At 73.6% G+C, this 15,366-nt stretch carries 8 protein-coding genes; 5 read left to right on the top strand and 3 right to left on the bottom strand.

The genetic code is table 11. From position 1 onward, the window contains the following. Window positions 1-124 precede the first annotated feature (124 nt). Both ACGFWI_RS30975 and ACGFWI_RS30970 read left to right on the top strand, forming a co-directional pair. Window positions 125-2,224 (top strand): asparagine synthase-related protein, encoded by a 2,100-nt coding sequence (locus tag ACGFWI_RS30975; RefSeq protein ID WP_393909360.1) that lies wholly within the window; start codon window positions 125-127, stop codon window positions 2,222-2,224. 210 nt (window positions 2,225-2,434) lie between these two features. Continuing rightward, the gene (locus tag ACGFWI_RS30970) at window positions 2,435-5,818 is read left to right on the top strand and encodes a BTAD domain-containing putative transcriptional regulator (RefSeq protein ID WP_393909359.1); all 3,384 of its coding nucleotides are present in this window, start codon (window positions 2,435-2,437) and stop codon (window positions 5,816-5,818) included. Here the strand turns inward: ACGFWI_RS30970 and ACGFWI_RS30965 are convergent. Further along, window positions 5,805-7,790, bottom strand: coding sequence for a sigma-70 family RNA polymerase sigma factor (locus tag ACGFWI_RS30965; protein WP_393909358.1), 1,986 nt, complete (start codon window positions 7,788-7,790; stop codon window positions 5,805-5,807). The genes ACGFWI_RS30970 and ACGFWI_RS30965 overlap by 14 nt on opposite strands. 325 nt (window positions 7,791-8,115) lie before the next feature. Continuing rightward, window positions 8,116-9,000 carry a TetR/AcrR family transcriptional regulator gene (locus tag ACGFWI_RS30960; protein ID WP_393909357.1) on the bottom strand — a complete coding sequence of 295 codons (885 nt, stop codon included), beginning with the start codon at window positions 8,998-9,000 and terminating at the stop codon, window positions 8,116-8,118. A gap of 446 nt (window positions 9,001-9,446) precedes the next feature. Between ACGFWI_RS30960 and ACGFWI_RS30955 the strand changes: the two genes are divergently transcribed. Further along, complete coding sequence (locus tag ACGFWI_RS30955; RefSeq protein ID WP_393909442.1) at window positions 9,447-10,826, top strand: NAD(P)/FAD-dependent oxidoreductase; 1,380 nt, start codon at window positions 9,447-9,449, stop codon at window positions 10,824-10,826. Window positions 10,827-11,135: 309 nt separating this feature from the next. After that, a complete protein-coding gene (locus tag ACGFWI_RS30950; RefSeq protein WP_393909356.1) occupies window positions 11,136-12,971 on the top strand; it encodes a SpoIIE family protein phosphatase in 1,836 nt (611 codons plus the stop codon). A 109-nt stretch (window positions 12,972-13,080) separates the two neighbouring features. On the opposite strand, the gene ACGFWI_RS30945 is transcribed toward ACGFWI_RS30950, so the two are convergent. Then, window positions 13,081-14,379 carry an MFS transporter gene (locus ACGFWI_RS30945; protein WP_393909441.1) on the bottom strand — a complete coding sequence of 433 codons (1,299 nt, stop codon included), beginning with the start codon at window positions 14,377-14,379 and terminating at the stop codon, window positions 13,081-13,083. A gap of 189 nt (window positions 14,380-14,568) precedes the next feature. Between ACGFWI_RS30945 and ACGFWI_RS30940 the strand changes: the two genes are divergently transcribed. After that, window positions 14,569-15,129 (top strand): MarR family winged helix-turn-helix transcriptional regulator, encoded by a 561-nt coding sequence (locus tag ACGFWI_RS30940; RefSeq protein ID WP_393909355.1) that lies wholly within the window; start codon window positions 14,569-14,571, stop codon window positions 15,127-15,129. Window positions 15,130-15,366 lie beyond the last annotated feature (237 nt).

Raw genomic sequence — 15,366 nt, 5'->3', positions numbered from 1 at the left:
CGGCGCCTCCCCCGTGCCCTTGTCATGGCAGCATGGTCGCCACAACAGCTCGGCGACGGCCGGGCAATCCGCTGTGCGGGGCGGCCGTTGGCCCCGGCGCACGGGGAATCGGGTGGAGGCGGCGATGCGCTGGTTGGTGGGGTGGAGCAGTGCCGCCACGGGTCAGGCCGCCACGGGGCCGACGGCCGGCGAGGAGAGCCGTGCGGTTCTCCCTGTAGGCGCCCAGCTCCTCTGGGCCGAACCGGATCCCCTCTGGGCCGTCGGCGACTGGCGGCCGGACGAGGTGCGTGTCGTACAGGCCGATCCCGAGACCCGGCTCGCCGTCTTCGGCGCCTGCGGAGCCACCAACGACCAGCTGCGGGTGGGCCTGTTCGCGGCGCGCGGGGGCGCACTGCGCCATCTCACCGCCTGGCCCGGCAGCTACACCGCCGTCGTCCAGGTAGGGCGGCGGATCACCGTCACCGGCGACCTGGCCGGCGCCCGCCCCGTCTTCCACACCCCCTGGGCCGGCGGCACCGCCTACGCCACCGCCGCCCTCCCGCTCGCCGACCTCGTCGAGGCCAGCCTCGACGTCGGCCACCTGGCCGCGCTGCTGGCCTGCCCGGACATCCCCGAGGCCCTCGGCGCCGGCACGCCGTACGAAGGGGTCCGCCGGATCCCGCCCGGCCACGCCCTGGTGCTGCGCGGCGGCGCCCGCGACATCACCTCCTTCGAGCCGACCGCCTCGCTCGCCGTCGCCGCCCCCCAACTCGCCCCGGAACAAGCCGTGGACGGCGTCCGCGACGCCCTGGTCGAGGCAGTCCGCGCCCGGCTGGCCGGGCCCCGGCACGCCCCCGATCCGGACGGCCTCGACGGCCTCGACCCCGGACCGGTGCCCGGCATGGGACCCGCAGAGCGGCGCGCGGCGCGCGGGGCTCCGGCCCCCGGCATCGGCGCCGACCTCTCCGGAGGCAGCGCCTCCGGAACCCTCGCCCTGCTGGCCGCCGGCCTCCCCGGGCAGCCCGGACGGCTCAACGGCCACGGCGAACGCCTCCTGGCCGTCACCTTCAACGACCGCGCCACCAGCGGCGGACAGGCCTACCACGACGCCGAGTTGGAGCGCGCCCGCAGCCTCGCCGACAACCCGCGGCTGCACCATGTCGTCGTCGCGGCCGGCGAAGAGGCCCTCCCGTATACGGACCTCGACATCGGCCCGCTCACGGACGAGCCGGGCCCCTCCCTCACCAGCGCGAGCCGCCATCGCCGACGGCTGCTGGCCGGCAGCGCCGACCACTTCGTCGGACACGGCGCCCGCCAGGTCCTCGACGCCCACCCGGCCCGCCTCGCCGACCTCCTCATGGACCGCCGCCGGCGCCATCTGCTGCGCCCGGTCACCGCGCTGGCCAAGGCCGACGGCACCTCCGCACAGTCCGTCCTCGTGCCCTTCACCGTCTACCGCGCGGCCCGCAGGCTCGCCCGTACGCCGTACTCTGCCGGCCTCACCGATACGGCGCGGCGCCTCCTGGAGCGGCAGTTCGCCGACGAGCCGGTGGCCGGCGGGGCCGTGGACGCCTCGCTGGCCGCGCTCGCCTGGTGCGGGCCGGGGCCCGCGGCGCGCTGGCTCACGGGGGAGGCGCTGGCCGAAGTATCGGTTCGGCTCAGCGATGCGGCGACCCGTTCGCCCGCCGTGGGCCGCCCCGGTGAGCGGCGGGCCCGTGCCGCGCTGGCCCGCCAGGCCGCTGACCACCGCGTCTTCGAGCAGGCCGCCGAGGTCCGCAACCAGCGGCTGCACGCCCCGTTCCTCGACAACCAGGTGGTGCTCGCCTGCCGCGCCCTGCCGGACACCCTGCGGGTGCAGCCGGGTGCGCGGGCCGCCGTGCTGCGCTCCGTACTGGCCGGGGCCGGCGTACGGGATCTGCCGCCCGGATGGGGCGCCACCTCGCACCTCACCCACGCGGCAGCGGTGCGCGCCGGGCTGCGCGGCGCCGTCGGTGACCTGGTGCAGCTCTTCGACACGCCGCTGCTGGCCGATGCGGGGCTGGTGGAGGCCCGGGTGGTCCGCAAGGCGCTGCGGTCGGCGGCGGAGGGGGCGGCGCTGCCGTTGGACGGGCTGGCCGAGCTGGTCTCCACGGAGCTGTGGCTGCGGCGGCTGGTGGCGCGACGGGGGACGTGCTGGACGGGGGCGGGGGCGCCGCGCCAGAAGGCGGTCGCGGGTGGCGTGGTACCCCGTGCCCGCCTGGCTTGAGCCCGGAGGCGCTGTCGTCGGCGGGTGACCTGACGGGGGTGGGTTTCCGTTGCCCGCCTCCGGCCCACGCCCGCCCGTTGCGGCCCGGCCGACCCCGCGTGGGCGGAAAGCGGGCAGCCACCTGTGCGGGGCTGTGGATAACGAGGGGCCGGGCTAGTCCGGGTTGTGGATAAAAATCGGGGGAGCGGCGTGGGTCGGGACAATGACCGGGTGAGATTTCGGATTCTGGGTGCGACGGAGGTCCTGGACGCGCGGGGGCAGCCGATGCCGCTGGGTGGCGCGCGGGTGCGGGCGCTGGTGGTCGCGCTGGCCTTGCGGGGCGGGCGGCCGGTGGCCGTGGAGACGCTGATCGACGAGGTGTGGGCGGTCGATGCCCCGCCGCAGGATGCGCCGGGTGCGTTGCAGGCGCTGGTCGGGCGGTTGCGGCGGACGCTGGGCAAGGGCGCGGTGGAGTCGCTGCCGGGCGCGTATCGGCTGGTCACGGGGCCGGACGAGGTCGATCTGCAGCGCTTCGAGCGGCTGGTTGCCGACGGGACGCGCCAGCTGCAGGAGGGGGATGCGGCCGCGGCGGCCGAGACCTTGCGCGCGGGGCTCGCGCTGTGGCGGGGGCCGGCGCTGGCGGATCTGCCCGACGCGGCGGCGGCCGCCCACGGCCCGGAGGCGTTGCGGCTGGCGGCGCTGCACCGCCGGATCGGCGCGGATCTGGCGCTCGGCCGTGCCGAGGAGCTGCTGCCCGAGTTGCGGCAGCTGACCGCGGACCATCCCCTGGACGAACCGTTCCGGGCCCAGCTGATGCGGGCTCTGCACGGCGCGGGACGGGGCGCCGATGCGCTGGCCGCGTACGAGCAGACCCGGCAGCTGCTCGTGGACCGGCTCGGTGCGGACCCGGGGCCCGAACTGCGCGCACTGCACGCCCGGTTGCTCGTACAGCACGCGGAGCCGGAGGCGGCAGCTCCGGCCTCGGACGCGGCGGCCCCGGCCCCGGAAGCGGGGCCCCGCTGCGGCAATCTCCGGGCCCGGCTCAACTCCTTCGTCGGACGGGAGGCCGAACTCTCCTCGCTCCAGTACGCCTTGCGGTCCCACCGGGCCCGGCTCATCACGCTCACCGGGGCGGGCGGCTCCGGCAAGACCCGGCTCGCCGAGCAGCTGGCCGGTTCGCTGGCCGGGGACCACCCCGACGGCGTCTGGATCGCCGAGCTCGCGCCGCTGGATGCGCCCGAGGCGGTGCCGGGGGCCGTGCTGTCCGCGCTCGGACGACGCGACACCGCCGTCTTCGCGCCGGCCATGGAGGCCCGTAAGGCCGCCGAGCACACCGACCCGGCGGCCCGGATCGTCGACCACTGCGCGCCGCGCCGCCTGTTGCTCGTCCTCGACAACTGTGAGCACGTGGTCGGCGCCGCCGCCGCACTGGCCGATCTGCTGCTGCGGCACTGCCCGGGGCTGACCGTGGTGGCCACGAGCCGGGAGCCCCTGGGTGTACCCGGCGAGGTTGTACGGCCGTTGGAGACGCTGCCACCCGAGCCCGCGCACCAGCTGTTCGCCGAACGGGCGGTGGCGGTGCGGCCGGACTTCCGGACCGCGGACGATCCGGCGGCGGTGGACGAGATCTGCCGCCGGCTGGACGGTCTGCCGCTTGCGATCGAGCTGGCCGCGGCCCGGCTGCGGCTGCTCTCCCCGCGCCAGATCGCCGACCGGCTCGACGACCGTTTCCGGCTGCTGACCAGCGGCAGCCGGACCGCGCTGCCGCGCCAGCAGACGCTGCGCGCGGTCGTCGACTGGTCCTGGGATCTGCTCGACGAGCGCGAGCGCGCGCTGCTGCGCCGGCTGTCGGTGTTCGCCGGCGGCTGCACCCTCGCGGCGGCCGAGGCGGTGTGCGGCGAACCGGCCGAGGACGTGCTCGACCGGCTCGGGGCGCTGGTGGACAAGTCGCTGCTGATCGTCGACCACCGGGGCGCCGAGCCCCGCTACCGCATGCTGGAGACCATCCACGCCTACGCCAGGGAGCGGGCCGCCGGCCGTCCCGAGGAGCACGAACGCACCCTCGCCCGGCACACGGATCACTTCCTGGACTTCGTCACGGACGCCGACCCGCGTATCCGCTCCGACGAGCAACTGCCCTGGCTGGCACGTATCGAGGCCGAGCTGGACAACGTACGGGCGGTGCTGCACCGCGCGGTCACCGGCCGGGACGCGGACACCGCACAACGGGCCGTCATGGCCATGGGCTGGTTCTGGTGGCTGCGCAACTACCGGGAGGAGGGCGCCTCCTGGGCGGAGCGGACCGCGGCCCTCCGTCCCGGCCCGGAGCACCTCACCGAAACGGACCCGGCGTTCTGGGCGCAGATGGACCTCCGGCTGTTGCTCCTCTTCCTGCTCCAGGACCAGCGCCTCGACCGCAAGGACGACACCCCGAAGCACCGCGCCCTGATCGACCGGCTGCTGACCGCCTACCGCCGCCCGCATCCGCGCAGTGCCCGCTTCCCCGGGCTGTTGTGGCCGTTCACCGTGTACTTCCTCGGCGGCTACGACCAGATCCTGCCGCTCATGGAGGGCGCGGTGGCCACCACCCGTGCACTGGGCGGCAGTTGGGAGCTGGGCGTCTCGCTGATGTTCCGTACGCATCTCGCGATCGATCTGCCCGGCGGACTGGAGTCGGCAGAGGCGGACGAGCAGGAGCTCACCGAGCTGGCCCGGCGGGTCGGCGACCGCTGGATGCTCGCCCAGGTGGCCGCCGCCACGGCCGAGATGCGCCAGATCCGCGGCCGCTACGACGAGGCACGCACGGCCTACGAGGAGGCGCTCGCGCTGACCTGCGAGCTGGGCGCGTACATGGAGGGGCCGTTCATCCTGTCCCGGCTGGCCGAACTCCACTTCGCGGGCGGTGATGTGGACGGCACCGAGAAGGCGCTGGTGCGGGCGGACGAGCAGGCAGCCGAGTGGGGCGTACAGGACCCGCGGGCCTTCAACCACTCCCTGCGCGCCCGGATCGCCCTGCGGCGCGGAATGCCCGAGGCGGCGCGCGAGGCCTGTGAGGCGGCGCGCGCAGCGGCCGCGCTGGGGACCCCGCCGCCCCGATTCACGGTGGTACTGGACGCGTTGGCGGGCCGGATAGCGGCGGAGGCGGGCGAGCTGACGGAAGCGCTGAGCCGGTGCCATCAGGCGCTGAGAGCGGGGCTGACGCTCTACTGCACCGAGCCGTTGCTGGCGGCCGTCGTGGAGTCCGCGGCCCTGGCACTGCAGCGGTCCGGCCGTCCGCACGACGCGGCCCGACTGCTGGGCGCCGCGGACGCCTGGCGCGGCGACGTGCCCAGGAACGTCCCCGAAGAGGAGGACGTACAGCACACGGCGGCCACGCTCCGCGCCGAGCTGGACGGCGCGGGCGAGGGCATACCCGGCGGCGGATACGACGGCATACGGGACGGCGGATACGACGGCATACGTGTCGACGGTTACGAGGCCCTGCACGCCGAGGGCGCACGCCTCACTCCCGCCGAGGCCGTCGCGCTCCTGGCGCCGCACCCCGAAGCCGGCGGCCCGGCCCCGCCCCCCGACACCCAGGGCCAGCAGCCGTCCCGGCCCCTCAACGACAGCTGATCGTCGACTGCGCCCAGTCCCCCAGCGCCACCACATCAACGGGCGACGTCGACTCGGTCACCAGCCGCAGCGTCCTACGGCCCGCCAGCGGAACATGCACCGGCACCGCCCTCTCCCCGCCGCGCACCACCGCCGACCGCCACTGCCGCACCCCGTCCGCGTAGACGGAGAAGCGCAGCGACCCCAGCCCCAGACTGAGATCGTCGATGCCCGCAACGGCGTCGTACGCGGTGCACCTGCGGTTGAGGTCGATGGTCACCGAGGACTGCGCGTGCATGCTCACGCCACCCGCATACGTCGTGCCGGCGATCTTCGGTGACTGCCGCTGCCACAGCCAGCTGCTCCCGACGGTGCGCACCTCCGGCTTGCTGCCGTCGCCCGTGAAGTCGTGGTCGAGCGCATTGAGCCGGTAGGCGGTCGGGGCGGGAAGCGGCGGCTTCGGTGAGGGTTCCGGCGGCGTGGGCCCGGGGGCCGGCGCCGTTGGCGGGGCCGGAGCCGACGGCGGGTCCGGGTGGGGCGTGGGCCGCTGCGGAGTCCGCGGCGGGGCGGGCTGCGGCTCGGGGCGCGACGTGCGCGCCGGGGGCGACGTCGGCTGCGGCTTCGCGCTCTGCTTCGGGGCCGGTGCCGCGCCGGCCGCGGGCGGCAGCGCCGACCTCGACGGTCCGGGCGCCGGCTTCCGCGGCGCGGCGGGGGCCGGCTGTGCGGACCCGGCCCGCGGCTCCGGCGCCGGCTTCGGGGAGCCGGTCAGCGCCAGCGCCAGCGCCGCGCCCGCCACCACCGTCGCCCCCACGCCGATACCGACCTTCACCGCCGCGCCCAGCCCCTCACCCGCGGCACCACCGGCACCTCCCGCCGCACCGGAACCACCACCGCCCGCCGCCGCACCGGCACCGGCCGCCGCGCCCGCCCCCGCGACCCCCGCCGCCGCCGCCTTGACGGCGTACCCACCGGCGAACCAGCCGATGACCGCGACCGGCAGCAGCGCCCCGATCCGCTGATTGACGTCCTCGACCTCCAGCGCGGCCACCCGGCACCGGGCACATGCGTCCAGATGCTTGCGCAGCCCCCGCTCGGCCCGCATCCGCAGCCCGCCACGGGCATACGCGCCGAGCCGGTCGGCGTACCGGGCGCAGTCGCCGCCGGCGGTCAGCGACCGGCTGACGTGCGCCTGCAGATACGCCTGCCTGAGGCCCTCCCGGGCGCGGTGCGCCAGTACGGCGGTGGCGTTGGCGGTCAGCCCGAGCAGCGGGGCGACCTCGCTGGGCGACTCGTCCTCGACGGCGGTGTGCCACAGCACCGTCTGATACCGCTCCGGCAGACTGCGGAACGCCTGCACGGCCATCGACTGCTCGGCCTCGTGCAGGGCACGCACCTCCGCGCCCAGGTCCAGGGTGTCCTTGTCCCCCGGGGCACCGGCCACGGACACCGCGAACACCGCGAAGTCCTCCACCAGTTGCTCCCGCCGCGCCGTCCTCGCCCAGGAGGCGGCGACCCGGCGGACGGTCGTCAGCAGATAGGCGCGCACCGCGGAATCAGGGCCCGCGCCGCCGCGCACCGCCTGCAGCGTGCGCGCGAAGACCTCGCCGGTCAGATCCTCCGCGGTGTGCACGTCCCGGCAGCAGCCCCGGGCGTAGCGCCGGACCGCCACGGAGTGCCTGCGGTACATCTCCTCGTACGCACTGTCGTCCCCGGCCCGCAGATCGGCGAGCAACTGGGCGTCGGACGGCGGAATATCGCCGCCTTCGGGGGTGCCGGCCGGGCCCGCCCGGCGGGAGCGCTCCCGCTGCGGCGGCACGCCGTGCCCCTCGTCCGCCGGGTTGTCGGCGCGATCGTGCCGCTCAGCCGGCCCGTCGGCCGGGGCGCTGGACCCCAACGGCCCGGCCTGGCCCGGGATCCGTTCGGACGGCGTCCCCTCGGTCCCGTCCACCCCGGCCTCGCCGTCGCGCCGCCCGTCTCGCCCGTCAACACCCATCTTCGAGGCCCCCGAAGCCGCCGTCACACCGGAATACCGCGCCAGCGTGCCATACGGAACCCCGGCAGTTGAGGGTCCTGAGCGCCATCCACTCATCCGGGGTGTGCACACGGACGACCGCACGGGCGTTCACCCTTACGAGCCATTCCACGCATACGGGCCATGCTCTCCGCGGACCCGTACGGGCGGGACGCCATGCGCGGAACCCGTACGCACCCCGAGGGGCACCTACGGGTTCCGCGGTCGCGTACGACACCGTCCGGCGGACCGGCCCTCCGGTGGACCCGGCGATCGGTTCCACCCGTACGGGGTCGGCCGCCGAGTCTCACCCGACGGGTCGCGAACGCAGCCCTTCCAGCAGAATCTCCAGCAGCCGCGCGGAGGCGGCCTGCTGATGGCCGGGATCGGGCAGCGTGGGCGCGCCCGTGGCGATCACTAACAGGATGTCGGAGACCGTCACATCGGCGCGCAGCTCACCCGCCTCCTTGGCCCGCTCCACGAGCCGCCCGACGACCTCCAGCAGCGCGTCGGCGCCGGTCGTCCCCTCGGCAGCGGCCGGCGCGGCCGGTTCGCCCTCCGGGGTGTCGCGCGAGGCGACCAGCCGGAGATCGACGGGAACCCCGTCCGTGCCGGGCGCCATCCGCTGCTGCGGCACCCGTGCCTCGCTCAGGCCGTCCGGCACCCGAGGCCCTTCGGTACCGTCCGACGCCGGCTCAGCGGGCCGTTCGGTGTCCGCGCTCACCCGCAGAATGCCCGGCGGCAGCAGCCGTCCGGCACCCGAGGCGACCGAGGTCCGCAGAAAGCGGGACAGCGCCGACCACGGATCGTCCTCCTGGCCCAGCGCCGTACGCGCCTGGTCCGTCAGCCGTGAGGTCTCCTCCTCGGCTATCCGGCGCACCAGCACGTCCTTGCTCGGGAACCGGCGGTAGACCGTGCCGACACCGACCCGGGCCCGCCGTGCCACGTCCTCCATGGGCGCGCCGTATCCCAGCTCGCCGAACACCTCGCGCGCGGCGCGCAGCACATGTTCCAGATTGCGCTGGGCATCCACCCGCAGCGGCGTGCTCCGGCCGCGCGCCCCCGTGCGGGCACCGTTGCTCACACCGGTGCCGTTGCCGTTGGCTCTGTCGTTTTCCTTCTCGCTCCCGGCGCCGTCGGAGGCATGTGCCACAGCGACGGTGGTCGGCCAATGAGAGCCCTGAATGTGCATAGTGATCCCCCGGTAATGTCGTCTCCCCCCGGAGACTCCCCGCCCTGACAGTCAGGGCGTACCGATGACAGGGTGCACCCCAACGAGATACGAACATAGTTGAGCCCGGGTCAAGAATGAAGGGGGCGTTCCGCGCAATGCGCCCCCCGATCGGACCAAGGGGCCTGATCCGCCCGGTTTACGCCCCCGCTCTTCCGCCGCCACCCACCCCCTGACCAGGGCGCCTCCTCCCGTACACGCGGAATATGCCGTTCCGTCCCCAGGGCAGCGGCCGGTCATACATTTCGACGGGCCTGTGGACAAAGGCGCTCCGGCGGTGCGTCATGGAAGGGTGCTGTGCTTTCCCGGGGGTGCAGCTCCCGATGGTGGCCGTGCCGCCGGCCGCCCTCCGGATCGGTGCCGCCCCGGGCCTGGTCGACACCGCGAGGAGAACCTCTGTGAAGACTGTGTCTTCGAACGACGTGACGCGCATTCTCGTTGTCGGCGGCGGCTACGTGGGGATGTACACCGCCCTGCGGCTGCAGCGGAAGCTGAAGCAGGAGCTGCAGCAGGGCGCCGTCGAGATCATCGTGGTCGACCCCGAGCCGTATATGACGTATCAGCCATTCCTGCCCGAGGCCGCGGCCGGTTCGATCTCCCCGCGCCATGTCGTCGTACCGCTGCGCCGGGTGCTGCCGCAGTGCAAGGTCGTCATCGGTGAGGTCACCGCCATCGACCACGGCGACCGCAGGGCCACCATCACCACCCTGGCCGCGGAGGAGGCCGGCAACGGCGCCGTCGAGGTGGAGTACGACGAGCTGGTCCTGGCGCCGGGCTCGGTCTCGCGCGCCCTGCCCGTCCCGGGCCTGGCCGACGTCGGCATCGGCTTCAAGACCGTCGAAGAGGCCATCGGACTGCGCAACCACGTCCTCGCACAGCTCGACATCGCCTCCTCCACCCGCGACCCCGCGGTCCGCGACGCCGCGCTCACCTTCGTCTTCGTCGGCGGCGGTTACGCGGGCGTCGAGGCGCTGGCCGAACTGGAGGACATGGCCCGCTACGCCGTCCGCTACTACCACAACATCCAGCCCGAGGACATGAAGTGGATCCTGGTCGAGGCGACCGACCGGATCCTGCCCGAAGTGGGCCCCGACATGGGCCGCTACGCCGTACGTGAGCTGCGCGCCCGCAATATCGACGTACGGCTGGAGACCCGGCTGGACTCCTGTGAGAAGCGGGTCGCCCAGCTCAGCGACGGCTCCCGCTTCCCGACCCGGACCCTGGTGTGGACCGCGGGCGTCAAACCGCACCCCATCCTGGCCGCGACCAAGCTGCCGCTGAACGCCCACGGCCGCCTGCAGTGCACCGCCGCGCTCCAGGTCGACGGCGTCGAACACGCCTGGTCCGCCGGCGACGCGGCCGCGGTCCCCGACCTGACGGCGCCGCCGCCCGCCAAGCCCGACGAGCCCCGCGTGCTGTGCGCCCCGAACGCACAGCACGCCGTCCGCCAGGCCAAGGTGCTCGCCGAGAACATCGCGGCGGCGGTGCGCGGCGGCCCGATCCAGGAGTACGAGCACAAATACGCCGGCTCGGTGGCCTCGCTCGGCCTGCACAAGGGCGTTGCGCACATCTACGGGCGCAAGCTGAAGGGCTACCCGGCGTGGTTCATGCACCGCGCCTACCACCTCAGCCGGGTGCCGACCTTCAACCGCAAGGCACGGGTGCTCGCCGAATGGACGCTCGCCGGCCTGTTCAAACGCGAGATCGTCTCGCTCGGCTCGCTGGAGAATCCGCGCGCCGAGTTCGAACTCGCCGCGGGAACCGGACGGCACAACGAAGCCAGTTGACGCGCTGTACCGCACAGAGTTGACGTGCCGTCAGCCCTGGAGCGGCCGGAGGTTCGGGAGTGCGGAACTCCACAGCGGCACCCGGGCGTCTGACGGATGTCCGTCCGGTCGGCCACACTGGACGTGTGACCATGGGTGGGCTCGTATCTGCAAAGAGTGACAATCACGAGGATTCTGGACGTTTGCTGCATTCCGCAAAAGGACGCCGAGAGTGTCCCCAGCCGACCTTTCCCCGGCCCCCGGCCGGGAGGTCCCGCCATGCCGACGGCCCGAGCCCGCGCGACGACGCGAAGTAAGAGGTACCCCTCCGTGATCTTCACGCGCTGGAGCGCCAAATTCCCCGGCACACAACGGCGTGCCGCCGCGCGGTCCGACCGCGCCGCACCCCGCCCCGCGTCCGGCACGCCGGCGGCCCCGCCCGCCGCGTCCCCGGGCCCGTCCGCCGTGCCCGCGCCGTCCGCCGTGCCCGCGGCGGACAACGACACGCCGGCCGCCCCGACGGCCGCGACCACGGGCTCCGTCCCCGCGGCCCGCGCCGAGCACGCGGAAACGGCGCCGTCCCGGGAAGCCGCCCCCCTGGCGCTGCCGCCCACGGTCGACGCGCTGTCCGTCCACGACATCCTCGGCACCATCCCCGCCCTCGTCGCCGTCGTCTACGGCCCCGAGCACCGCCTCGCCTACGTCAACGGCGCCTACGCCGGTGTCTTCGGCTCCCGTCCGGCCGGCCACACCGCCCGCGAAGCCCTCCCCGAGCTCGACACGCTCGGCCTGCTCCCCCTGATGGACCAGGTCCTGCGCAGCGGCAAACCGCGGACGGTCAAGTCCCGCAAGGTCCCCGGCGGCGCGGGCGGCGACCGCTCCCGCGACGGCTACTACACCTTCACCTGCACCCCGATCGAGGTCGCGGCGAGCGGCCCGGCCCCCGACCCCGAGGTCGCCTGCGTCGCCCCGCACAAGGGCGTCCTGGTCTTCGGCGCCGAGGTCACCGACCAGATCGAGTCCGCCGAGCGGCTGCGGGCCAGCGAGGCCCGGCAGCGCGAGGCCGCGGTCACCCTCCAACGCTCCCTGCTGCCCCAGGAACTGGAGCAGCCCGACGACCTCTGTGTCGCCGCCACGTACCAGCCCGGCGGCACGGACGCCGCGGTCGGCGGCGACTGGTACGACGTCATCACCCTCGGCGCCGGCCGTACGGCCCTGGTCATCGGCGATGTCATGGGCCGCGGAGTGCGCGCCGCCGCCGTCATGGGCCAGCTGCGCACCGCGGTCCGCGCCTACGCCCGCCTCGACCTCCCGCCGCACGAGGTCCTGCAGCTCCTGGACGGCCTGGCCGCCGAGATCGACGCCAGCCAGATCGCCACCTGCGTCTACGCCGTCCACGACCCGAACGAGGGCCGGCTCGTCTACGCCTCGGCCGGCCATCTGCCCATCCTCGTACGCGACCCGGACGGCACGGTCCGCCGCGCCGCCGAGCCGACCGGACCGCCCCTGGGCACCGGCGGCTGGCTGCACACCTCTGGTTCGGTCCCCCTGGGCCCCGGCAGCAGCGCCGTCCTCTACACCGACGGCCTGGTCGAGCGCCGTGACAAGGACATCGACCACGGCGTCGAGGCCCTGGAGCGCGCCTTCGCCGGTGCGGCCGGCGCCCCGGACATCGTCTGCGACCGCCTGCTGCGCTCCCTGGGCATCACCGCCAGCCATGACGACGATGTCGCCATCCTGGTCCTGCAGCACCCCGAACGGACCGGCCATGACGCCGAGCTGTTCCACAACGCCGCGCTCGAACTCCACGGCGGCACCGAAGCGGCCCCGCGCGCCCGCGCCTTCGCCTCCGGGGTCCTCGCCTCCTGGCGCTTCCCGACCGAGCTGCACGACCTCGGCGTGCTGGCCGCCAGTGAACTGGTCGCCAACTCCCTCCAGCACGGAACCCCGCCCATGCGCCTCCGCCTGCGCCGCACGGACCGCCGTCTGATCGTCGAGGTCACCGACGGCGACGACCATCTCCCGCGCCGCCGCCGCGCCGAACCGGCCGACGAGGCCGGCCGGGGCATCTCCATCGTCGCCACCATCGCGTCGTCCTGGGGCTCCCGCCGCACCCCGGGCGGCGGCAAGGCCGTCTGGTGCGAATTCGCGCTGCCACGCGGATAGCGACGTACGCCAACGGCCCCGGTCCGATCGGACCGGGGCCGTTGGCATGCGGGCGCGGCGCCAGGCGCGTGGGCTCAAGGCCCACTGCCCGAGCTCGACGGCACGAGGCTCAGGCGCCGCAGGCCACAGCTTCCGCCTCGGCCGGCACCCGCGCCGCGGGCAGGGAGGCCACTGCCCGGTGCGGATTGTCCTGCGCCGGACGCAGCATCCGCCCCAGCCACAACGACAACCCCGTGATCCCCAGCGCACACACCACGAGCATCCCGATGTACGTCACATACATCCCGTGCCCCACCATCAGCGCGCCCACGGCCGGACCGACCGCCAGCGCCAGCTGCTTGACCAGGGCGAATGCCGAGTTGTACTGGCCGATCAGGGAAGCCGGCGCCAGATCGGCCACCAGCGGAGCCACCGTCGGCGACAGCATCGACTCACCGATACCGAACAGCGCATACGTCGAGATCAGCAGCGTCGTCGCCACCACCTGCGCGCCATGCACCAGCCCGGACAGCCCGGCGGCTATCCACGCCACCGTCCAGACCATCCCGACCAGCGCCATCACCCGGCTGCGGCGACGCCGCTCGACCAGCTTGAGCACCACGAACTGAGCCGCCACGATCGCCGCCGTATTGGCCGCCAGTGCAATACCCAGGCTCGACGGCGCGATCCGGGTGACCTCGGTCGCGTAGGCCGCCAGCCCCGACTCGAACTGCCCGTAGCAGGCGAAGAACAGCACGAACCCCAGGACGCACAGCCACACCATCCGCCGGTCGGCGAACATCGCCCGCCAGGCACCCTTGGCCCGCTCCTCGGTCGGCACCGCGTCCTCGACCTTCGGCACCCGCGGCAGCCGTACGGTCGCCACCGCCGCGCCGAGCACCAGGAACATCACGGCCTCGATGGCGAACAGCCGCACAAAGCTCGACGCATGCGTCTCGTCGACCAACAGCCCGCCGACGAGTCCGCCCACGCCCAGCCCCAGGTTGTTCATGAAGAACTGGGTGGCGAACGCCCGCGACCTCGTCAGCGTCGTCGAGCACCACACGATCATTGTCGCGAGCGCCGGCTGGATGACCGCTATTCCGGCGCCGAGGGCGATGGCCGACGCGATGACCAGCGGCTCGGTGGCGGACAGCCCGATCCCCAGCGAACCGATGGCGGCGGAGACCGTGCCGACGATGGCCACCGGCAGCGGCCCGCGCCGGTCGATGGCACGACCGGTCAGCGGCAGGACGACCAGCGCGGCCACCGCAAGCATCGCCAGCACCGCACCGGCAGTGCTCGCGCCGAGATCCCGCACCTTCGCCACGTAGACGTACAGATACGGAACGGTGAAGCCGCTCCCGAACGCGCTCAGCGCGTTCCCGAGCTGGATCCGGCGCAACGCGGCGCCCATCGCGGTGGTCACACTCACCTACCTAGGTCAGGTCATCGAACGGGATAAGGGGACGAACCGAGGAGCTGCCACAGACGCCAGGGCGAGAACCGTCCGGAACCGGACAGTCTCACCCTGAAGACTTCAACTCTAAAGTTCGAAGTTAAAGACTACATGCCGAAGAACTTCAACGCCAATGACTTCCATGTCATACTGCGCCGCATGCCTGAGCCCTCAGATGCGGCCGCCGACGCTGCCGAGCCGAGCCTCGAGGAACAGATCGCGGCCTACCAGCGCGAATTCCAAGACCTCGACCCCCAGGTGGAGCAGGTCGTCTCCGCACTTCAGCGCCTCAACCGGCGGATGAACGTCGCCTACGGGCGGCAGACCGCCACCCTTGGACTGAGCAACGCCGAGTGGGAGGTCCTCAAGGCCCTCGTCGTCTCCGGAGCCCCCTACCAAATGGGCCCCGGCGAACTCGCCAAGCTCCTCGGCCTCACGCCGGCCGCCATGACCCACCGCATCGACCGCATGGCGAACGAGGGGCTGGTCACGCGAGAGCGCGACGAGACCAACCGCGTCCGCGTCATCGTGGCGCTGACCCACGAGGGTCGCGAGAAGTGGCTCGAGGCGATGCGCCTGGCGACGGTCTTCGAGGAGGACCTCCTCCAGGACCTCTCCGGCAAGGACCGTCAACTCCTCGGCCAGGTCCTGACCCGTCTGCTGCGCCGCGTCGAGGACGCCCAGCCGGACGCCGACGGGCGTCTGAGTGACCTTGACTGACGCGAGTTGACACTGCCCTTCCCGATCCGTAGTGTTCTCCGAGTTGCCACAGAGCCGGAACGGTTCTGAGGCGACCATCCCGCCGCTTCGCGGCACACCACTACTGCACGGCCCCTCACCGGGACTGATTTCGGTATGCCGAAATTCGGACCGTGACGTGATTATGCGTCAACGAGGAATTCCGCTAAAGTAGTGATCACGCCGAAAGGCGCGGCAGATCAAATAGCCGCACCACGG

It is taken from the genome of Streptomyces sp. NPDC048434 (assembly GCF_043200375.1).
In the GTDB taxonomy this organism is placed as follows: Bacteria; Actinomycetota; Actinomycetes; order Streptomycetales; family Streptomycetaceae; genus Streptomyces.
Note: the sequence above shows the minus strand (reverse complement) of the source record. Positions and strands in the feature narration are given on the sequence as shown.

Bases quoted from the DNA above. Each gene is read 5' to 3' on its own strand.
- ACGFWI_RS30940 (WP_393909355.1), top strand. From the start codon at position 14,569: ATGCCTGAGCCCTCAGATGCGGCCGCCGACGCTGCCGAGCCGAGCCTC.
- ACGFWI_RS30975 (WP_393909360.1), top strand. From the start codon at position 125: ATGCGCTGGTTGGTGGGGTGGAGCAGTGCCGCCACGGGTCAGGCCGCC.
- ACGFWI_RS30960 (WP_393909357.1), bottom strand. From the start codon at position 9,000: ATGCACATTCAGGGCTCTCATTGGCCGACCACCGTCGCTGTGGCACAT.
- ACGFWI_RS30965 (WP_393909358.1), bottom strand. From the start codon at position 7,790: ATGGGTGTTGACGGGCGAGACGGGCGGCGCGACGGCGAGGCCGGGGTG.